Annotated in this window: 16 protein-coding genes; 8 read left to right on the forward strand and 8 right to left on the reverse strand. The window is 76.1% G+C overall.

All coding sequences use genetic code 11. The features are described 5' to 3' along the window. Positions 1-110: 110 nt before the first annotated feature. The 4 genes from AC07BF_RS01510 to AC07BF_RS01525 all read right to left on the reverse strand — a co-directional run bounded on the left by AC07BF_RS01510 (position 111) and on the right by AC07BF_RS01525 (position 5582). On the reverse strand, positions 111-2741 hold the full coding sequence (locus AC07BF_RS01510) for an ABC transporter permease (RefSeq protein WP_478332748.1): 2631 nt from the start codon (positions 2739-2741) through the stop codon (positions 111-113). Between the two features lie 43 nt (positions 2742-2784). After that, complete coding sequence (locus tag AC07BF_RS01515; protein WP_363588284.1) at positions 2785-3642, reverse strand: ABC transporter ATP-binding protein; 858 nt, start codon at positions 3640-3642, stop codon at positions 2785-2787. A gap of 151 nt (positions 3643-3793) precedes the next feature. Beyond that, positions 3794-4585 (reverse strand): aminotransferase class IV, encoded by a 792-nt coding sequence (locus AC07BF_RS01520; RefSeq protein ID WP_363588286.1) that lies wholly within the window; start codon positions 4583-4585, stop codon positions 3794-3796. Then, entirely contained in the window at positions 4578-5582 is a 1005-nt protein-coding gene (locus AC07BF_RS01525; RefSeq protein WP_400810020.1) for a GNAT family N-acetyltransferase, read from the reverse strand. Before AC07BF_RS01525 ends, AC07BF_RS01520 begins: the two co-directional genes overlap by 8 nt. Positions 5583-5757: 175 nt before the next feature. On the opposite strand from AC07BF_RS01525, the gene AC07BF_RS01530 reads away from it, so the two are divergent. The 5 genes from AC07BF_RS01530 (at position 5758) to AC07BF_RS01550 (ending at position 12375) form a co-directional block, all read left to right on the forward strand. After that, the gene (locus AC07BF_RS01530) at positions 5758-7194 is read left to right on the forward strand and encodes a hypothetical protein (protein WP_478332749.1); all 1437 of its coding nucleotides are present in this window, start codon (positions 5758-5760) and stop codon (positions 7192-7194) included. Further along, positions 7101-8180: a glycosyltransferase family 4 protein gene (locus AC07BF_RS01535; RefSeq protein WP_478332800.1), complete on the forward strand. Its 1080-nt coding sequence runs from the start codon at positions 7101-7103 to the stop codon at positions 8178-8180. Before AC07BF_RS01530 ends, AC07BF_RS01535 begins: the two co-directional genes overlap by 94 nt. A 264-nt stretch (positions 8181-8444) precedes the next feature. After that, positions 8445-9407, forward strand: a complete 963-nt coding sequence (locus AC07BF_RS01540; protein ID WP_478332750.1) for a thiopeptide-type bacteriocin biosynthesis protein — start codon at positions 8445-8447, stop codon at positions 9405-9407. A gap of 1 nt (position 9408) precedes the next feature. After that, entirely contained in the window at positions 9409-12192 is a 2784-nt protein-coding gene (locus tag AC07BF_RS01545; protein WP_478332751.1) for a lantibiotic dehydratase, read from the forward strand. 12 nt (positions 12193-12204) lie between these two features. Beyond that, a complete protein-coding gene (locus tag AC07BF_RS01550; RefSeq protein ID WP_363588297.1) occupies positions 12205-12375 on the forward strand; it encodes a hypothetical protein in 171 nt (56 codons plus the stop codon). Positions 12376-12521: 146 nt separating this feature from the next. On the opposite strand, the gene AC07BF_RS01555 is transcribed toward AC07BF_RS01550, so the two are convergent. Then, positions 12522-13721 carry an IS110 family RNA-guided transposase gene (locus AC07BF_RS01555; RefSeq protein ID WP_400811113.1) on the reverse strand — a complete coding sequence of 400 codons (1200 nt, stop codon included), beginning with the start codon at positions 13719-13721 and terminating at the stop codon, positions 12522-12524. Positions 13722-13933: 212 nt separating this feature from the next. Here AC07BF_RS01555 and AC07BF_RS01560 point away from each other — a divergent pair, with 212 nt between their 5' ends. Beyond that, complete coding sequence (locus AC07BF_RS01560) at positions 13934-15148, forward strand: lanthionine synthetase LanC family protein (RefSeq protein WP_363588299.1); 1215 nt, start codon at positions 13934-13936, stop codon at positions 15146-15148. A 46-nt stretch (positions 15149-15194) separates the two neighbouring features. On the opposite strand, the gene AC07BF_RS01565 is transcribed toward AC07BF_RS01560, so the two are convergent. From AC07BF_RS01565 to AC07BF_RS01575, 3 genes are read right to left on the reverse strand one after another with little or no spacing between them, the layout of a single operon-like run. Continuing rightward, entirely contained in the window at positions 15195-15851 is a 657-nt protein-coding gene (locus AC07BF_RS01565) for a response regulator transcription factor (RefSeq protein WP_363632557.1), read from the reverse strand. After that, on the reverse strand, positions 15836-17146 hold the full coding sequence (locus AC07BF_RS01570) for a sensor histidine kinase (RefSeq protein WP_478332752.1): 1311 nt from the start codon (positions 17144-17146) through the stop codon (positions 15836-15838). Before AC07BF_RS01570 ends, AC07BF_RS01565 begins: the two co-directional genes overlap by 16 nt. A gap of 9 nt (positions 17147-17155) precedes the next feature. Beyond that, positions 17156-18094, reverse strand: coding sequence for a DMT family transporter (locus tag AC07BF_RS01575; protein WP_400810028.1), 939 nt, complete (start codon positions 18092-18094; stop codon positions 17156-17158). Positions 18095-18332: 238 nt separating this feature from the next. On the opposite strand from AC07BF_RS01575, the gene AC07BF_RS01580 reads away from it, so the two are divergent. Together AC07BF_RS01580 and AC07BF_RS01585 are read left to right on the forward strand one after the other, a co-directional pair. Beyond that, positions 18333-19259: a LysR family transcriptional regulator gene (locus AC07BF_RS01580; RefSeq protein ID WP_478332753.1), complete on the forward strand. Its 927-nt coding sequence runs from the start codon at positions 18333-18335 to the stop codon at positions 19257-19259. A 208-nt stretch (positions 19260-19467) separates the two neighbouring features. After that, on the forward strand, positions 19468-20760 hold the full coding sequence (locus AC07BF_RS01585; RefSeq protein WP_478332754.1) for a carbohydrate-binding protein: 1293 nt from the start codon (positions 19468-19470) through the stop codon (positions 20758-20760). Positions 20761-20774 lie beyond the last annotated feature (14 nt).

Consider the following 20774-nt stretch of genomic DNA (forward strand, 5'->3'; position numbering starts at 1 on the left):
GTGCCTCCCCCCCCGCCCCCACCGACAACCCCCCCCCCCCCCCCCCCCCCCCCCCTCCCTCCCTCTCCCCCCCCCCCCCCCCCCCCCCCCCCCCCCCCCCCGGGCCTCCGCTACTGCCGGGCGGCGCCCAGTGCCACCGGGCGGGTGCGCAGCAGGGCCCGGGCGGGCAACCCGGTCGCGCCGAGGCAGAGCAGGACGGCTCCGGCGGCCAGCGGCAGGGCGAGCGCCGGCGGGATGTACGGGGAGGAGTTGGCGACGCCCCGGGCGATCGGGACGAGGGCGACCCAGGCGATCCCCCCGCCGATCACCAGGCCGGTCGCGGCGACCAGCAGCGCCTCCCAGCGCATCATGCCGCGCACCTGGCGCCGGGTGGTGCCGGCCAGCCGGAGCAGGGCGACCTCGCGGCGCCGGTCGAGGACGGTCATCACCAGGGTGTTGACGGCGGTGACGGCGGCGAACCCGCCGAGCACGCCGGCCATCACGGTGTTGGCCCAGGCGTTCAGCTCCATCATCTTGTCGGACTGGGCGACGAATCCGGCCCGGTCGGTCACGGTCGCCCCGCCGGGGCCCGCGAGGCCCGCCAGCGCGGCCGCCACCGCCGCGCGGTCGGCGCCCGGCGCGTCGGCGACCAGCACCTGGCTGTCGTACCCGGCGGTGACGTGCCCGGCGACGACCGCCCGGGGCAGCAGCACCTGACCGAAGCCGAGCCCGCGGTCGTAGACGGCGACCACGGCGGGCTGCACCGGGGTGCCGTCGCCGAGCCGCAGCGGCACCCGGTCGCCGACCTTGACGTCCAGGGCGTCGGCCAGCGTGGCGTCCAGGGCGACGGTGTCGGCGGCGCGGCCCAGGTCGGCGAGCGAACCGCTGCGTACGCCCAGGTCGAGCACCCGGGACAGCCGGGCCGGGTCGCCGTCGACGCCGAGCGCGGTGGCGGAGCCGAGCTGCATGTCGTGGGTGTACACGGCGGCGGTGCGCAGCACGCCGACCGCGGCGTCCACACCGGGCACCTTGGCGGCCCGCCCGGCGGTGCCCGCGGGCAGGCCGGGGCCGGTGGAGCCGATCACGTGGTCGGCGACGATGCCGTCCCGCACGTTCGCGCCGGTGGTGTGGCTGATGGTGCTCTGGAGGAACAGCAGGGTGCCGCAGAAGGCGGTGACCAGCACGATCGGGGTGATCGCGGAGGCCAGCCGGCGGGCGTTGGCGCGGGTGTTGTCGGCGGCCAGCGAGCCGGGGGCGCCGCCGGCCCGCAGCGGGGCGCCGAACACCGTGGCGGCGACCCGCGCCACCCAGGGGCCGAGCAACGCGACGGCCAGCATGAAGCACATGACCACGCCGAGCGCGGTGTTGGCGGCGTTGATGCCGTCCAGGGCGGCCGCGAAGGCGGCGGCCACCACGCCGCCGGCGGCGAAGAGCAGCCCGATGACGGTCCGGACCTTGCCGGGGTGGCCCGGTTCGACGGCGGCCGCGCCGAGCGCCTGACCGGGGCGCAGTTTGGCGGGGCGGCGGGCGGCCAGGAAGCCGGCGGTCAGCGCGGCGAGGGTGCAGATGAGGACGGCGGCGAGCATCGGCAGCGGGCCGACGTCCAGCCGCACGCCCTGCGGCACGGCGCCGCGCGAGGTCAGTTCGTCGAACCACCAGCGGGCCAGGGCCAGTCCGGGCAGGATGCCGAGCGCCCCGGCGACCGGCGCGACCAGCATCGCCTCGGTGGCGATGGTGCGGCGGATCTGCCGCGGGGTGGCGCCGATGGCGCGCAGCAGGGCGAACTCGCGGGCGCGCTGGCCGGTGGCCAGGGCGACGGTGCTCATCACGACGAAGATCGCGGTCATGGTGGCGTAGCCGCCGAAGCTTCCGCCGAGCCCTATCAGCAGGGTGCGGGCCTCGCCGATGGCGGGCTGTTCGACGGTGCCGCGGCCGTCGCCGGTGAAGACCTTGGCGCCGCCGCCATCGGCCTTGGCCTCAAGGCCGAGGGCCGGGGTGCCGGCGGCCTTGGCGTCCGCGGCCCGGGTGTCCGCGGCCTTGGCGCCGAGGGCCTGGGCGTCGAGGGCCTGGCGGACCTGCGCGACCAGCGCGGCGCGGTCCACGCCCTCGCGCGGCTGGACGGCGATCGCGTCGATCCGGCCGGGGTGGCCGGAGAGGCGGTCGGCGGTGGCGTCGGCGAACCAGGCGGTGGGGCCGGCCGGTTGGGCGGCGGCCAGGCCGGAGATCCGGTAGTCGCCGGTGCCGCCGGGGGCGGTGAGGGTGAGCCTCGCGCCGGGCGCGAGGTGGGCGGCGCGCGCCGTGTCGGCGTCCAGCACCACCTCGTCGGCGCCGGGCGCACGGCCCTCGACCAGCTGGTCGGCGGGGCCGGCGATGCCGAGCGCGGCGAAGCCCCGGCCGGTCAGGGCGGGGGTGCCGGTGCCGGCCGGCAGCGGGAAGGCGCTGTCCGGGCGGGCGGCGGCGACCCCGGGCAGTGCGGCGATCCGGCCCACCAGGGCGGCGTCCGTCCGGGCCCGCTCGGGGGTGGTCTGCTCCCTGGTCTCGGTGTCGCGGCCGACCTTGGCGGTGATCCGCACCACCGGGTCGGCCGCGACCACCACCGGGGCGCCCGCGTACCGCTGCGGTGCGACGCTCGCGGTCACACCGGTCTGCAGCAGCACGCCGCAGGCCACCACCACGGCGGCGCCCAGCAGCAGGGCGACCAGGGTGCCCACGAAGGAGGCGGGTCGAAAGCGCACCGAGGCGCGCGCCAGTCCGTTGCTCATGCCCCTGCCCCGTTCCACTCGTCGATCGGTCCACGCCGCCCGTTCACGCCGCGACCCCCACCGGGCGGGCGGTGAGCGAGACCATCCGGTCGGCGACGGCCTGCGCCTGCGGGTGGTGCAGCTCGTCGACGAGCGCGCCGCCGGCCAGGAACAGCGCCCGGTCGGCGAACGAGGCCGCCACCGGGTCGTGGGTCACCATGACCACCGTCGCGCCCAGGTCGTCCACGGCGCGCCGCAGCAGGCCCAGCACCTCGTGCGCGGTGCGGGTGTCCAGCGCGCCGGTCGGCTCGTCGGCGAACACCACGTCCGGGTCGGTGATCAGCGCGCGGGCGATCGCCACCCGCTGCTGCTGGCCGCCGGAGAGCTGGCCGGGCCGCCGCTTGGCGTGCTCACCGAGGCCGACCTGGGCCAGCAGCTCCCGGGCCCGGGCGCGGTCCTGGCGCTCGCCGGCCAGCCGCTGCGGGAGCAGCACGTTCTGCTCCACCGTCAGCGAGGGCAGCAGGTTGAAGGACTGGAAGACGAAGCCGATCCGGCTGCGGCGCAGCTTGGTGAGCCGGTCCTCGCTCAGCCGGGTGATGTCCTCGCCGCCGAGGCGGATCTCCCCCTGGTCGGGCTTGTCCAGGCCCGCCGCGCACTGCAGGAAGGTCGACTTGCCGGAGCCGGACGGGCCCATCACGGCGGTGAAGCTGCCCCGGGCCAGCGCCAGGTCGATCCCGCGCAGCGCGTGCACGGTCTCGCCGCCGCGGCCGTAGGTGCGGCGCACCCCGCGCAGCTCGATCGCCGGACGGGCGCCCTGCTCGGGGTACGGGCCGCCGCCGTACGCCCCCGTCGCGTACGGGCCGGCGGCGTACGGTCCGGCGGCGTACGGCTCGGTCGATGGGCGGTCGTGGCGGCGTGCCATGGGTGGGCCTTCCCTCGGGGATCGTCGGTGGTCGTCGACGGGTTCCACGCTAGAAAAGGCCAGGCCGGCGGACCATGGAGGCCGCTGGCGGACCGGGGGTGGGGATATCCCCACCCCCCTCCGGGGGCCTGCGGGCCCGCGCCGGGCGGGCTCACACCGGGTCGGCGGTGATCTCCCCGTAGGCGGTGGCGAGTTCGGCGAGCACGGGGTGCGCCGGGTCGAAGGCCGTACCGTCGACCGCTGCCAGCGGCCGGACGCCGACGCCCGCGTTCGCCGCGAACGCCGCCGTGAAGCGGCCCAGCCCGGACGCGTCCACCCGCTCGCGCGACTGCGGCCCGCCGTACGCGTCGGCCAGCAGCGCGGCGGTCACCCCGGGCAGGCTCGGGCCGTCCGGCCAGACCAGTCGGCGGCCGTCGAGGAAGCCGACGTTCCAGGTGGCGCCCTCGACCACCCCGCCGCCGTCCGGATCCACCAGCAGGACATCGTCGTAGCCGTCGAGTTGGGCCCGCCTGCGGTGGTGGACCAGGCCGAACAGGCCGACGTGCTTCACCTCCGGCAGCTCCCGCCGGTACCCGACCGTGCGCACCCGCAGCGGGCCCGGCGCCGCTGCCGCCGCCGGGCGGGTGGTCGGCAGCAGCCGGGGCACCGCCGGGGCGCCGGGGCGTTCCAGGCCGAGCTCCGGGTCGTACACCGTCACCCGGACGATCACCGGCGCGCCGTCGGCGGGCAGCACCGCGCGGATCCGCTCCCGCACCGCCTCCCGGTCCAACTCGGCGGCGAACAGCACCCGGCAGTCCCGGACCAACCGGTCCAGGTGCAGCGCCAGGCCCCGGACCCGGCCCGCCTCGGCGCGCAGGGTGGTGAAGTGCCCGTAGTTCAGCAGCCCCAGTGCGGCCAGCCGCGCCGGGTCGGCCGGCGCGCCGTCGATCTCGATCTCAGCCATCCCCCGAGTCTGCCAGCCCCGGCGCCGCCGCCACCGGGGCCTCCGCTCTCAGCGCCGGTGCCGGGGGCGGGGTCGGGGTCGGGGTTTCAGACGCCGCCACCGCCGGGCGGTACGGGCTGACCACCTGGCGGCCCGCCGCCAGGGCCAGCTGCTCGAAATGCTCGATCTTGTAGGCCAGCCCCTCCGGCTCCCCGGCGTCCGACCACCGCCACGCCTCCGCCCACCACTGCGGGCCGCGCACCAGCGGCCGGCCCGCGAGCGCCAGGTGCAGCGCCAGCGTCGAACGCGCGTACTCGTGCACCCAGCCGTCGGCCGCCCGGTAGTCGGGCGTCTCGTCCAGCCGCAGCCAGCGGCCCTCGCAGCCGGCAGCGAGCATCGGCACCCAGCCCCACCCCCGGTCCGCGACCAGCAGGTGCAGCCAGCCTCCCTCCTCGCACACCCGGTACGGCGGGAGCTGCGGCATCCGGGCCAGGGCCAGCGAACGCTTCCAGCCGACCACCCAGAGGCCGCGGCGCAGGTAGTAGCGGACGGCGTGCTGCCAGGCCCAGTGCGCCTCCAGCCGGAAGCCGGGCAGGCCCTCCGCGGCGGACGCCGCGTACACCTCGTCCAGCGCCCCGGCGGCCAGCCCCCGGCCACGCGCCTCCGGGATCAAGTAGAGGGAGGAGACGGCGAGTTGGCCGGGTCCCTTGGTCCAGTTGTCCACCGCCACCGTGCCGGCCGCGGCTCCGTCCTCGTCCAGCACCCAGTAGCGGCGCCGGTACAGCTCGCCGCCGGGCCACTCCCGGCCGCTCTCCCCCAGCCGCTCGCGCCACCGGCGCTCGGCCTCCGGCGTCAGCTCGTCCGGGGCCACCAGCTCCCCCAGCTCACCTTCCACCAGGGACGCCAAGTCCCAGAGGGCGAACCGCCGTTCGTCCCCCTCGGCGACCGCCCGCAGCCGCGGCCCCGCCGCCAGCCGGTCCTGCGCCCGCTCCACTGCCGCATCCCACGACCTCACCACGCCGACACGATAGCGGGAGCGCGGGCACTTTCCGTAATCCGACGAACACCGAACGTCAGATCGGATACGAAGGTCGCCGGGCGACGGCCCCGACGGATGGTAGGGGAAACCCGACCAGAGGACTCGACCTGACCGTGATGACCAGGCTGACCTGCGACGATGCAATGAACGGGTGATGAATCGGCACGACTCCCCAGACCGGCGACACGCCGCCGCGTGGTGCGGCGGATGGCTCCTCGCGGCCGGATGGGCCGGGGCCTTCCCGCTGCTCTCCGACCTCGGCCCGCACCGCACCTGGGGCACCTGCGCCGCCGTCGGCTACCTGCTGGCGGGGCTCGCCGCCCTCCTGCCGACGCGCCGGGGCCGGCCGCTGTCCATCGCCCTCGCACTCACCGGGGCCGTCGCCGTGCCGCTGCTCGCCCTCGTGCTGACCAGCCGGGGGCAGAGCGAGGTCGGGGTGATCGAACGCTCCGGGGCCCTGCTGCTGCACACCGGAACGCCGTACCTCGCCGAGCCCCGGACGGTGGCCGAGTACACCCCGTACCTGCCCGGGATGGCGATCCTCGGACTCCCCCGGGCCCTGCTCGACGGGCTGCCGCTCGACGGCCTGTCACTCGGCGGCCTGTCACTCGGCGGTCTGCCGCTCGCCCGGGTGGCGGGCGACGCACGGCTCTGGTGCGCGGCCGCGTTCCTCGCCTGCCTGCCGCGCTCCGCGCCCGCCGGGCGGCGGACCGCCCTCGCCGCACTGACCGCCTCGCCCGTCGTCGCGCTGCCGCTCTGCGTCAGCGGCGTCGACCTGCCGATGACCGGCCTCTGCTGGCTCGCCCTCACCCTCGCCGCCCGACGGCGCCCCGCCCCCGCCGGACTGGCCCTCGCCGCCGCCTGCTCGCTCAAGTGGACGGCCTGGCCGGCCGTCGCCGTGGTCACCGCGCTGCTCGCCGCCACCGCCGGACGGCGCCCCGCCCTGCGCGCCGCCGCCGTCGCGGTGGGCGGCACGGCCCTGCTCGTCCTGCCCGGCGCCCTGCGCTCGCCCGGGCCGATGCTCCACCAGGTGTTCGCCTTCCCCACCGGCCGCGGCGACCTGCCCACCCCCGCCGCCAGCCCGCTGCCCGGACGGCTGCTCGCCGACCTCGGCCCGCCCGGCTGGTACGCGGCCGTCGGCCTGCTGCTGCTCGCCGCAGCCGCCCTCGCGGCCTCCCTGCTCACCCACCCGCCCCGGCACGCGGCGGACGCCGCCGACCGGCTCGCCCTCGGGCTCGCCCTGGCCTTCCTGCTCGCCCCCGCCGGGCGGTTCGGCTACCTCGCGCTGCCGGTCCTCCTCGTCCTGCTCGCCCGGGTCCTCCCGCCGGCCCTCCCCGTCTCCCCCGCTCCGAACCCCTCTCCGACGCCTTCTCCGATCCCTTCCCCGGCCGCTTCTCCGACACCGAACCGAGGTCCCACCCGCCCATGGGCAGCACACTCATCGTCACCAACGACTTCCCGCCCCGCCAAGGCGGCATCGAAACCTTCGTCCACGCCCTGGCCACCCGGCTGCCCCACTCCGACGTCGTGGTCTACACCTCCGCCGAACCGGGCGCCGATCGGCACGACGCCGCTCTCCCCTTCCCGGTGATCCGCGACCGGGCCCGCACCCTGCTGCCCACCGCCCGGGCCACCCGCCGCGCCGCCGAGATCGCCCGTGCCCACGGCTGCGACCGGGTCTGGTTCGGCGCCGCCGCCCCGCTCGCCGCGATGACCCCCGGCCTGCTCCGCCAGGCCGACGGCATCCGCCGCACCGTCGCCACCACCCACGGCCACGAGATCTGGTGGGCCCGCACCCCCGGCGCCCGCCGCCTGCTGCGCCGGATAGGCCGCAGCGTCGACGTCGTCACCTACCTCGGCGAGTACACCCGCGCCCGGATCGCCCCCGCCCTCGGCCCGGACGCCCGGCTGGCGCGCCTCGTCCCCGGCGTGGACCCGGACCGCTTCCGGCCCGGTGCCGAGGGCGCCCGGCGGGCCCGCACCGGGCCGGTGATCCTCTGCGTCGCCCGGCTCGTCCCGCGCAAGGGGCAGGACGTCCTGATCCGGGCCCTGCCGGCGATCCGCCGGGCCGTCCCCGGCGCCGTCCTCGTCCTCGTCGGCCAGGGCCCGTACGAGGACCGTCTGCGCGCGCTCGCCCACCGGTGCACCGAGCCCGGCAGCGTCGAATTCGCCGGCGGTCTCGACCACGCGGCCACCGCCGCCCACTACGCCGAGGCCGACGTCTTCGCCATGCCGTGCCGCACCCGCCGGGCCGGCCTCGAAGCCGAAGGCCTCGGCATCGTCTACCTGGAAGCGGCCGCCGCCGCCCTGCCCGTCGTCGCCGGCCGCTCCGGCGGCGCCCCCGACGCCGTCCTCGACGGCGTCACCGGCACCGTCGTCGACGGGCGCGACCCGGCCGACGTGGCCGCCGCCCTCACCCGCCTCCTCCTCGCCCCGCCGGCGGACCGCGCCCGGATGGGCGCCGCCGGCCGCGACTGGGCCGCCACCCACTGGTCCTGGACCGCCTCCGCCCACCGCCTCGCCCACCTGCTCGACCCCACCCGGTCCGTCACCGGCGCTCCCGCCGAGCTCCCCTGACACTTTCGGACCCGCCAACGCCGTTTTTTTCAATGGGAGTTCGAGCAGAAGTGACACCCACTCACCAACATGCGGGCGATCATCGAGTCAGGGGGGGCGAAGGCTTCAGAATCCGCCCGCAGGATGCGCCTTCAGCGCGCGAAGTCCCGTACGCGCAGCGGGCGCACCCTTTTTCATCATATGAATATTTGCCTTCCGTTTTTCAATCCGACCGAATGGTGGAAACCCCAGGAGTAGAGCCGGAATCACGAGGAGGTGGGCACCATGGTGGAGGTCGAACGATTGCTGGCCGACTGCCTCCGGGACGCTCGCGACATTCCGTGGGGAACGGTACCGGTCGATTCCGCGGGCCCCGAGTACGAGGCCGCGCGCCGCGCGTTCCTGACGGCCGGGCTGTCCGCGCTGCGCGACGACCGGCCCGAGGACGGCTGGGTGCAGATCAACCTCGCGCCGGGCCCGGCCACTTGGCACCGGACGTACCGCGCCGTCGCGGACACGGCCCGCGACCTGATCTCCGCCGGCGCGGCGCGCTCCTTCTTCTTCATGCACAAACCGCCCGGCCTGCGGGTCCGGTTCGAGGCGGGCCGGTCCGATGTCGGGGCACTGCGCGAGGAACTGACGCGCCGCTTCTGCGCGGTGGACGGACAGCCGCAACCGCCGCTGTGCGGGCGGTACGAGCCGGAGACCTACCTCTTCGGCGGCCCGCGATCGATGCGGCACGTCCACGACCTGTTCACGGTGGATTCCCTGGCCTGGCTCGATCACCACGACACCGTCGCGGCACCGGGCCGACCGGAGGCGGTCGCGGACTGGCGGTTGTCCCTGTACCTCCTCGGTGAACTCCTCGACGGCCTCGGCATCGTCGGCTGGGAGCACCGCGGGGTCTGGCAGGTGCTCCAGGACGACGCCGGCCGCAGGCTGGGCACCGAGCCCGACGAGGACACCCGGCGCGCCGCCGCGGGCATCCTCGCGGCCTGGCGAGCCGGCGGACGGAGCCTGCTCGATCCGCTGCCGCCGCAACGGCGGGCGGCGGTCGAGGTGCACGGGGACGCCGTGCGCCGGGCCGCCGAGGGCTGGCGCACCGGCTACTTCGAGTCCGGTGAAGCGGTGATCGGCCCGCGCCGCGCCGCCGCCCACTACGTCGTCTTCCACTGGAACCGGGGGCGGTTCTCCCTGGCCCGGCAGAGCCTGCTGACCCACGCGCTCACCGGTGACGGGAGGTCCTGACGTGGACGAGGACCGGGAACTGGGCGCTGCGGCGCTGCTCCGCGTGGCCGGCATGCCCTTGGCAGCGTGGGCGGCGGCGGGCAACCCGGAGCTGTTCGCACAGGTCGCCGACCACGCCCGACGGGACGAACGGCGGGCGGAGCACGCCCGCCGACTGGCCGAGCAGCTGGGCATCGTGGTCGTGCCGCACCCCGCCCTCACCGCCGCCGACCGCCGCGCCGTGCTGGCCGTGCGCCGTCGGCTGCACTCCGGCGCCGCACCGGGCCCGGCCGACTGCGGGCTGCTGGGGCGGCTGCCCGCCGCCGGCGGCCTCGTCGCGGACGCCGCACGGCTGTCCGGCGAGGCCGAGTCGGCGGCCGTCGCCCTGCGGCGGCTGGAGGCCGCGGTGGCGGCCGAGCGCGAGCGCGTGGGCGCCCTGGGCTGGTCCCTGGTGTGCGCGTCGCCCGTCATGCGGGCCTTCCTGGACGAGGTGGAGCCCGGAGCGGCCGCAGACGTGGCCGGCCGGCTGGCCGCGGGCGAGTCCTGGAGCGGGAAGCGGCTGCGCAAACGGGCGGCATACGTGTGGCGGGCGCTCGGTCGGGCCGCGGCGAAGACCACCCCGCGCGGCTGGGTCGGCCAGGTCATCCTGCTGCCGGTCACCCCGACGGGCGCGAACGGCGGCGGGAACGGCGGCGGGAACGATGACGGGAACGGCGGCGGGGCCGACGGCACCCTGCTGCGGCTCGTCCCGCCGGGCACGACCCTCGGCGAGGTGGCGGCCCAGGCCGTGGAGAACGTCCACGGGGTGCGGGCCCGGCTCGGCGCCCTGGACCTGCGGGCGGCGGACCCGGCCACGGTGCTGGCCCTGGCTCCGCTGCACTTCCCCCAGCCGGCGGGCACCGCACCGGGCGCCGGCGTCCTGCGCTGCTGGGTGACCGACCCGCACGACCGGGGCCGGTTGCGGCAGGTCGACCTGCGGCGCTCCCTCCCCCTGGATCACGTGCTGGCTCAACTGGCCGGCGGCCCTCGCCCGTTGGGCGACCTCGAAGCGGCTCTGCTGGGCACGGCGACGACCGTCGCAGCGGCGGCCGGGGCGGCGGCTTCCGCCCCCACGGTGCTGCGCGGCTTCCTCGCGCACCTGCTCGGACTCGGCGTGCTCCAGGCCTGCGCGGCCCCGCGCCGCCGCACCACGGGCTGGCTCGCCGCCGAGGACGTCCACGCGCGCGGCACCCTTCCGCAACCGGCGCCTCCTCCGACACCTGCACCGAGCGCCGATTCCGCCGCACCCGCGCCCATACCCGCCCCCGCACCCGCACCCGCGTCGGCGCTCCGCACCACCGGCTCCGCCGCCCCCGCCGACGACTCCCGGCCGTGGTTCACCGACTCCTACCGCACCATAGCCTCGGCCGTCTCCGGAGCGGCCGCCCGCCAGGTGCAGCAGGGCCTCGGCACCGCCGCCCGCGTGGCGTGGCTGCGGGAGGCCGACCGGCTCGCGGGGCCGGACCCGCACCGGCTGCCGACCGAGCTCGCGGAGCTCACCGAACGGCCGTGCCCGCTCGGCGAGATCCTCGCGCGCCACCTGCCCGACGGCAGCTGCCCGCCGCCGCCTCAGCCCCCGCGCCGGTACGCGGGCTGGCACCCCGCCGAGACCTCCGGGTCCGGCTACGCCGGGCTGCTGGCCCACCTGTCCGCCCGGGCCGGCAGCGGACCGGTGGACCTGGACGACGACCTGCTGGACACCCTCGGGGCGCCCCCGGCCGCGACCGCGCTGCCGCCCTGGCCCCTGGACTGCCTGCTGCGTCCGCTGCCGGACCCCGGACCGGTCGCGGTACTGGAGACCGCCTCACCGGCGGGCGTGCTGGACGCCCGGTTCGCCGACGCGCTCCACACCCTGCACGGCGGCTACGACAACCTGCGGAGCTACCGGGCCTTCCTCGCCTCCGTCGAGCGGCTGTCCGGGGCCCGCTTCGTCGAACTGCTGGTGCCGCCGCTGGCCGGACGCGCCGCCAACGCCGTACGGCGGCCGGTCATCACCGGCTGGTGGACGGGCGATCCCGATCCCCTGCCGTACCAGGGAGCGGACGGCCTGACGGCCCGCTACCTGCCGCTGGAGCGCATCACCCTGCGACGGGTCGGCCCGCGGATCATCGCCGAGGCCGACGGGTGCCGGCTGCTGCCCGTCCACCACGCCACCCGTACGCCCCTGCCCCCGTACGACGTCCTGGTCCGGCTGCTGCTGGCCGCCGGCCACCCGGCGGGCTCGCGCCTGATCCGCCTGGACGGCCTGGCCGAGGCGTTCCCCGACACGGACCGACTGCCCCGGGTGACCGTCGGCGGCGGCGCCCTGGTCATCAGCCCCGCGGTCTGGCGCGTGCCGCCGGCCCAGCTGTGGCGGCCCGGCGACGGCGACCTGACCAAGGTGCGCGCCCTCGCCGCCCTCGGGCGCTCCGCCGGACTGCCGCGCTTCGCGTTCGTCCGGGCCGTACCCCAGCCGAAACCGGTGCCCGTGGACTTCGCGGCGCTGACCGCCGTCGCCCTGCTGGAGCGGATCTGCGCGCGCCACCCCGGTGCGGACCTGCTGGTCGAGGAGATGCTTCCCGACCCGGGCGGCCTGCTGCTCCACGACCCCGTGCACGGCGGTGCCGCCGTCGCCGCCCAACTGCTGCTCAGACTTCCGTTCGACCAGGGCGCCGAGGAACTCGCGGAGCCCGCCGCCGCCGCACTGCGCGGCGAACCCGACGTCCCCGGTGCGCCCGCCCCTCGCGGGCGGGCCACCGGGGCGGTCTCCACCCATCACCGCTCCTGAAGGAGGACAACCATGCCCGACATCACGGCGCTCACCGACCTCGACGCCCTCATCGGCGACCTGGACGCGCGCATCACCGAGACCACCCTGCCGACCCCCGAGGCCAGCAGCGGCGGCTGCAGCGGCGTCTGCACCGTCCTGATCTGCGACACGGTGCTGCTCTGTAGCGGCGTGTTCTGCTGATCTCCCGTCAGGCCGTCCGAGGGCACGCCCTCGGACGGCCACCCGGACAGCGGCCCCTGACGGCCGCCACCACCGGCACTCCGCCCGGCCCCTCCAGGCCGGGCGGAGTGCCGACCCGTCGTTCCCGAGGAGCCTCAATGAGTGAGTCAAGCCGCCTGCGCGACCGGATCGGGGGTGAAGACCCGGTTGTCGCGCAGGAGCGCCCACAGGACGCTGACCCGGCGGCGGGCGAGTGCGATGACCGCCTGGACGTGCTTGCAGCCCTCGGCGCGTTTCTTGAGGTAGAAGTCCCGGTTGGGTCCGTCCTTGATGATGCTGGTCTGCGCGGACAGGTAGAACACCCTGCGCAGACGGCGGCTGTAGCGCTTGGGCCGGTGCATGTTGCCGGTTCGGCGTCCGGAGTCGCGTGGGACAGGCACGAGCCCGGCTGCCGAGGCGAGGTGGCCGGCGTCCGCGTAGGCCGCCAGGTCGCCGGCGGCGACGACGAGCTCGGCGCCGAGTATCGGCCCGATGCCGGGCAGGGACTCGATGATCTCGGCCTGCGGGTGGGTGTGGAAGGTGTCGCGGATCTGCTTGTCGATCCGCTTCAGCCGGTCGTCCAGGGCCAGGATCTGCGCGGCGAGGTCGGCGACGATCGCTGCGGCGACGTCCTCGCCGGGCAGCACGGTGCGCTGGACGTCGGCGGCCTCCAGCGCGGTGGCCGCGACCGCGTCGGCGTTGCGGACGCTCCGGTTGGCGAGCCAGGCCGTCAGGCGGGCCCGGCCGCGGCGGCGCAGGGCGGCCGGGGTCTGGTAGCCGGTCAGCAGGACCAGGGCGCCCTTGTGGGCGGAGTAGTCGAAGGCCCGCTCCAGGGCGGGGAAGATGCCGGTCAGAACGTCACGCATCCGGTTGATCATCCGAACGCGGTCGGCGACCAGATCCGAGCGGTGGGCGGTCAGCAGCGCGAGGTCGGCGGCGAGCTGGGCGGGCACGTCGATCGCGGTGAAGTCCCGCCGCTGGCGGGCGGTTTCGGCGATGACGTAGGCGTCGCGGGCATCGGTCTTCGCCTCGCCCCGGTAGGCGCCAGCCATGCGGTTGACGGTCCGTCCTGGCACATAGACGGCCTGCTGGCCGTGGGCCGCGAGCAGGGCGAGCAGGAGCGCGGAGGACGTGCCGCAGATGTCCACCGCCCAGTGCACTTCGTCGGCCAGGTCGAGGATCTCACCGAGCGCGGTCAGGATCGCCGTCTCGTCGTTGTCGACCTTCTTCGACCACAGCGTGGCACCGGTCTCGTCGACCACGGCCGCCCAGTGGTGACCCTTCCCGGCGTCAACACCCGTCCAGACATGGGCCCTTCGCTCACTCACTCGCCCCTCCTCGAACCCGTCAGCATCCCATTGGCCCGAGGAACACCCCGCCGTCGTCTCCGTAAACAGCGACCGCACATGGCGCGCACATCTCAATCAGCGGCCAGGGCGCCCCGGAGAGCCGGACGGCCACTCCTCGGGAGCCACAACTGGCAAGACACCGTTAGCCACATCCGGCCCTCCTGGGCCGACAAACACCTTACGGAGCCACCGTGCCGCAGCACACCGCGAACGCCGAGGACACCGGCACCGCCGTCACCGGACTCGCCGTCCGGCTCCTCGACGCCTGGTCCGCCCGGCCCCGCGAGAGCCCGGCGGTCGCCGAGCACCCCTCCGATCCGGGCATCCCCGTCCTGGCCGCCCTGCTGCACACCACCGGGGGGCCGGAGGCCGAACGGTCCGCGGCCCGTGCCGTGGCGGTGTGGGCCCGCACCGCCGGCCAGGGGCCGGGCCACTGCGGGCTGTACGACGGCGGACTGGCCGGAACGCTGGCGGGCCTGCGGCTGGGAGCCCGGGTGCTCCCGGGGCTGCATCCGGTCGCCGACCGGCTCCGCGACCACCTGGTCCGCACCGCGCCGGCCCTCACCTGGCGCTGCGAACAGGTCGCCTTCCCGGACTACGACCTCATCGTCGGCCCCTCCGGCACCCTGCTCGCCCTGAGCACGGGCACCCGCCCGACACCGGCCCAACTCGGCCCGTACGCCGACCACCTGGCCCGGCTGTGCGACGCCGACGAGCTGCCCCGGCTGCGGACGGGGCAGTACGCCGGCCACCCGCACCTGGGCTGGCTCGACGGACGGATCAACACCGGCACGGGCCACGGCGCCGCAGGAGTCGTCGTCGCACTCACCGCAGCCGTACGCCACCTCGGACCGCACCCCGACCTGACGCCCGCCCTGCGCCGCGCGACCGGGTGGCTGATGCGGCAGTCCTTCGACGACGCCCGCTCCATCCGCACCTGGGACGGCGCCGGGCTCGACGGCCCGCCGCCCGCCGGAGCGCGCGCCCGCCAGGCCTGGTGCTACGGCACCCCCGGAGTGTCCTGGGCGCTGTGGGACGCGGCCGACGCGACGGGCGACCGGGAGGCGGCCACCTGGGCCGCAGCGGCCTTCAGCACGCTCGCCGAACGGTACGACGACCGGTTCCACCTCTTCGGCGACCGCGCGAGCGACCTGCTGGCCCTGTGCCACGGCGCCTCGGGCGTGCTGGCGGTGGCCGACGCCTTCGCCCACCACGCCGGCCTGCCCGCCGCGACCGCGCTGAAGGCCCGTCTGCTCGCCCACCTCAGGGCCCGCCTGCCCGAGGTGGAGGCCCTGGGCGCGGAGGGGATGGGCCTGCTCGGGGGCGCGGCCGGCCCGCTGTGCGCCCTGCTCACCGCAGGCCACGACGCCTCACGGGCCTGGCTGCCCTGTCTCGGTCTGCGCTGAGCCACCGACGCCTGTTGTCGGACCCGAGCCTGTTGTCGGACCCGCCCTACGCCTCCCGGAGGTGGGCCAGGACGGCGAGGACGCGGCGGTTGCCTTCGGTGGGGTCGAGGTCGAGCTTCATGAAGATGTTGCCGCAGTGTTTGACCACCGAGGCCTCGGTGATGGTGAGCCGGGTGGCGATGGCCTGGTTGTTGAGGCCCTCGGCCATGAGGGCGAGGACTTCGCGTTCGCGGGGGGTCAGGCGGGTGAGGGGGCGGTCGGCGGACTGCTGGCGCAGCAGGACGCGGACCACGTCGGGGTCGATGACGGTCTCGCCGGCGGCGACCCGGCGCAGGGCGTCGAGGAAGTCGGCGACGTCGCCGACGCGGTCCTTCAGGAGGTAGCCGAGGCCGGCGGGTTGGGCGCCGGCGGCGGCGAGCAGGCGCGTGGCGTACGGGGTGGCGACGTACTGGGAGAGCACCAGGACGGGCAGGCCCGGGTGGTGTTCGCGCAGGTCGAGGGCGGCGCGCAGGCCCTCGTCGGAGAAGTCGGGCGGCATCCGGACGTCGGTGATGACGGCGTCGGGCCGTTCGGTGTCGACGGCGGCGGCGAGGGCGCGGGCGTCGCCGACGGCGGCGGTCACCCGGTGGCCGCCGAGGGTGAGGAGTTCGACGAGTCCGGCGCGCAGCAGGACGGCGTCCTCGGCGATCACGATCCGGAGCACGGGACCTCCAGCCGCAGCGTGGTCGGGCCGCCCGTCGGGCTGGTCACCATGAGCCGTCCTTTCAGGAGTGCCACCCGGTCGGCGAGTCCGCGCAGTCCGGCCCCGGCGGCCGGGTCCGCCCCGCCGTGGCCGTCGTCGGTCACCTGGAGCACCAGCCGGCCGTCGGCGATGCGCCCGCTGACGGTGATCGCGGCGGCGCCGCTGTGCTTGGCGGCGTTGGTGAGCGCTTCGGTGACGGTGAAGTAGGCGGTGGTCTCGACGGGGGCGGGCAGCCGGCCGGGGAGGTCGAAGTCGGACCGGACCGGGATGGGGTGGCGCAGCGCGACCTCGGCGACGGCGGCGGCGAGGCCGTGGTCGGTGAGCACCTGGGGGTGGATGCCGCGGACCAGGCCGCGCAGTTGTTCCAGGGCCTGCCGGGCTTCGCCGCGGGCCCGGGCGACCAGGGCGGTGGCCCGGTCGCCGGACTGGGCGCTGCCGTCGCGCAGCGCGTGGTCGGCGAGGCCGAGGGTCATGCTGAGCGCGACGAGCTGCTGTTGGGCGCCGTCGTGCAGGTCGCGTTCGATGCGGCGGCGTTCGGCTTCGAAGGCGTCGGCGAGCCGGGCCCGGGAGCGGGTGAGTTCGAGGACCTGTCGGCCGGTGTCCTCCTCGCGGGGCCCGAGCAGGAGGCGGGCGAGGGCCACCTGGGCGGCGGTCAGCAGGGCCCCGGCGTAGGCGCAGAGGAGGAGCCCGGCGAGCCCGGCGGCGCTGAACGGCAGGGCGGCGAGCGGCCCGGACACCGCCCTGCCGGGAATGATCATGACGGTTTCGGGAGCCAGCGCCCAGACGATCACCGGGGAGGCGACCAGGGCACCGGAGAACAGCAGCGCGGCGCTGAAGCCGAGCGCGGCGGCGGCGAGGGCCGTGGCGGTGAGCGCGGTGTGGGCCAGTTCGCGCCAGGTGGCGCGCTCGCGCAGGCGGGTCCGCAGCCGGGCGCGGCGGCCGGCGCCGGGCAGCGGGCGGTGCGGGTCGGGCAGCGGTGCCGGCTCGACCAGCCGCAGCCGTCGGCGTTCGAGGGCGGCGGCGGGAATGCCCGCGAGGGCCAGGGCGAGGAGGACCGGCAGCCCGACCCCGACCACGGACAGACCCAGACCGAGCACCAGCAGCACCGTCAGGGCGGCCAGCAGCAGCGGGCCGAGCAGCGCGCCGCCGAGCAGGTAGGCCCAGCAGCGCGGCACCCACGGGGTGACGGGGAAGTGCAGCGGGTGGGCTCGCAGCGCGGCCCAGACGGCCGTCGGCTGCTGCTCCTCCTCGTTCACCCGGTCACTCTAACGAACCCTCTGACCAGGCCTCGGGGCGTCAGGCGTGGAGACGGCGGAGCCGGCCGGGCGGAGTGCGGGCCGGGGGCGGGTCAGGGCGACGGCGGCGATCACCAGGACGCCGCCGGCCAGGGCGTTCCAGCCGACGGGCTCGGCGAGGAAGGCCGCGCCGAGGGCCGTGGACCACAGCGGCATGACGTAGGTGACGGCGGAGGCCACCGCGGTGCCGGCCGTGCGGACCAGCCCGAGGTTGAGCAGGTACGCGAGGCCGGTGCCGACCGCACCCAGCACCAGCAGGGCTCCGGCCGCGCCCGCCCCCGGCCAGTGCGGGGCGCCCGCGGCGAACGGCGCGACGGCGGCCAGCTCGGCGGTGGCGCAGGCGATCTGGACGGCTGAGAGGGTGACCACCGACTCCGGCCGGCCGGAGAGGAAGCGGCGCAGGTAGGTGAAGCCCGCGCCGTAGCAGCAGGCCGCGGCCAGGCAGGCGAGGCCGCCGGCGGCCTCGCCGGAGCCGATGCCGCGCCAGACCCCGAGCACGGTGAGCACGCCGACGAAGCCGAGGGCGAGTCCGGAGAGCCGACGGGCGCCGGGGCGGCGCTCCTCGGCGACGATGAGGACGGCGAACAGCAGGGTGAACAGCGGGGTGGTCGCGTTCATCACCCCGGCGAGGACGGAGCTGACCCGGGTCTCGCCGAACGAGAACAGCGTGAACGGCACGGTGTTGAGGAGCACCGCGACCACGGCGGAGTGCCCCCAGAGCGCGCGGTCGCGGGGGACGCGCTCGCGGCGCAGCACGAGGATCGCCCACAGCGTGACCGCCCCGAGGGCGCAGCGCCACAGCGCCACCCACAGCGGCGGCACCCCCGCCTCCACCGCCACCTTGATCAGCGCGAAGCTCGCGCCCCAGATCGCCGACAGCGCCACGAAGCCCGGCAACCAGCGCCGCACCCGGATCACCTCCACCTTCGTCCCGTTGGTTCCGTGTCGGGTTCCGTCCCGGTCCCGCCCAGGGTCCAGTCTCGGGTCCCGCCTCGGGTCCCGCCTCGGGTCCCGCCTCGGGTCCCGCCTCGGGTCCCGCCTCGGGTCCCGCCTCGGGTCCCGCCTCGGGTCCCGTCTGGACAGAGGGTGGCCCGGTGGCAGAGCATGAGTCCAACAAGTGGCAGTGCCGGATGGATGAGGAAGTCTCATGGCCTCGGAGGTCAACCTGGCCCAGCTGAGGGCACTGGTCGCGGTCGCCGACACCGGTGGGTTCGGCGCGGCCGCCGACGAACTGGGCATCAGCCAGTCCGCCGTCTCGCACGCCGTCGCCGCGCTGGAGCGGACCCTCGGCGCGCCCGTCCTGCTGCGCGGCACCCCGGCCCGGCCCACTCCCCTGGGCGAGCAGGTCCTCCCGCACGCCCGCACCGCCGTCGCCTCCGCAGCCGCCGTGCGCGCCATCGCCACCCGGCACTCCGGCGGCCCCGTCGGGACCGTGCGGCTCGCCGCGCCGACCACCGTCTGCCAGGCGCTGCTGCCCGGGCTGCTCCGGGACTGGAAGGCCGCCTACCCGCAGGTCACCGTCCGGGTCTTCGAGGGCGAGGACGACGAGCTCGCCACCTGGCTGGAGGCGGGCACCGTCGACGCCGCCGTCCTGGTCGACCCCGGGCCGCTCCCGCCAGGGGCGGTCGCGCTCGGGGCCGACTCCATGCACGCGCTGCTGCGCCGCGACCACCCCCTCGCCGGGCAGGAGACCATCCATGTCGCCGACCTGGAGGACGACGACTTCCTGCTCTCCGAGGGCGGCTGCGAACACCACATCCGCGAGGCCTTCCGCCGGGCCGGCACCCGCTTCACCCCCCGGCACCGCATCCGCGACCTCAACACGCTCATCGGCATGGTGCACGCGGGCGTCGGGGTCTCGGTGATGCCCGCGCTGGCGCTGACCATGCTCCCGGCCGACTGCGTGCTCGTCCCGATCCGGCCGGCCGTCCACCGCACGCTCACGCTCACCGGGCCGACCAGCCGGCCGTGGTCGCCGGCGGTCGGCGGGCTGCTGGCGGCGGTGGGCGCCGCGCAGGGGGCGGGGGTCGCACAGGGGGCGGGGGTCGGGGTCCGCGTGGCGGCGCGCGCCTGACGGGGAGCCCGTCCGGCGCCCGGCCCACCGCCGGCGCCGGACCCCGGCTTGACCATTTCGGGGTTGACCGCCCTTCCTCGACAGGTCTATACCAGTGACAGTCTTCGGCAACTACCCCCTGCCGGAGGCCCGTTCGGTCTGCGCGCCACCCCCACCTCCGGCGTGAGCAGCCCCTCCCCCACTGCCGTCCCGCCTGGAAAGGCCCTCGATGGAACGCGCACTTCACCCACACCCCGCCCCCCGGAACCCGCGCCGCCGCCCGCCCCGGGTCGCCGCCGCCGTGGCCGGGGTGCTCGGCCTGGTCGCCGGCGGCGTCGCCGCGCTCGCGAACACCGGCTCCGCCGCCGCCGACACCACGACCGGCCTCGGCAGCAACTGGTACGCCTCGGCGCCCTATCTGATGCCCGAGGACAACAGCCCGCCGGACGCCGCGGCGGTGATGGACGCCACCGGACAGAAGGCCTTCCAGCTGGCGTTCATCCTGGCCCAGGGCACCAGTTGTTCGCCGGCCTGGGGCGGCACCTCCTCGATCGACACCGACACCACCATGCCCGGCGTCATCCAGACCATCCGCGGCAAGGGCGGGGACGTCTCGGTGTCGGTCGGCGGGTACGGCGGCACCAAGCTCGGCCAGGTCTGCGGCACGCCGGAGGCGACCGCCGCCGGGTACCAGAAGGTGATCACCAAGTACCAGTTGAAGGCGATCGACTTCGACCTGGAGGAGCCGGAGTACGAGAACACCGCGGCGATCCACAACGAGATCGGCGCCGCCCGGATCCTCCAGCAGAACAACCCCGGCCTCTACATCTCGATCACCACCGCCGGGACCAACGCGGGGACGGGCTGGTTCGGCACACAGATGCTGAACGAGGCCAAGTCGCAGGGCTTCACGCCGAACAACTACTCGATCATGCCGTTCGACGGCGGGTTCAACGGCGCCGCCGCGCAGACCGACGCGCTGGTGAAGTTCAACCAGATCCTCCAGACCACCTTCGGCTGGTCCGAGGCGACGGCCTACGCCCACGAGGGCGTGTCGATGATGAACGGCCGCACCGACGCCGCCGAGTACTTCCGGCAGGCGGACTTCCAGGCCGTGCTGGACTTCGCCACCGCGCACAACCTGGCCCGGTACACCTACTGGTCGGTCAACCGGGACCGTCAGTGCACGGGCCCGGTGGACCCGGGGCTGTCCGGCTCCTGCTCCAGCGTGGCGCAGAACGACTGGGACTTCACCAAGTACACCGTGAAGTTCGCCGGGGCGACGCCCCCCACCACGCCGCCGACCACCCCGCCGACCACCCCGCCCACCACGCCGCCGACGACTCCCCCGACCACCCCCGGGGCCTGCACCGACCCGGCGTGGAGCGCGAGCACCACGTACACCAGCGGCAGCAAGGTCTCGTACGGCGGCCACAAGTACCACGCCAAGTGGTGGACGCTGAACGAGGTGCCGAGCGCCAGCGGCCAGTGGGGCGTCTGGGGCGACGACGGTCCCTGCTGACACGGGCCGACGGG

The sequence above is a fragment of the Kitasatospora sp. NPDC043950 genome (assembly GCF_056435345.1).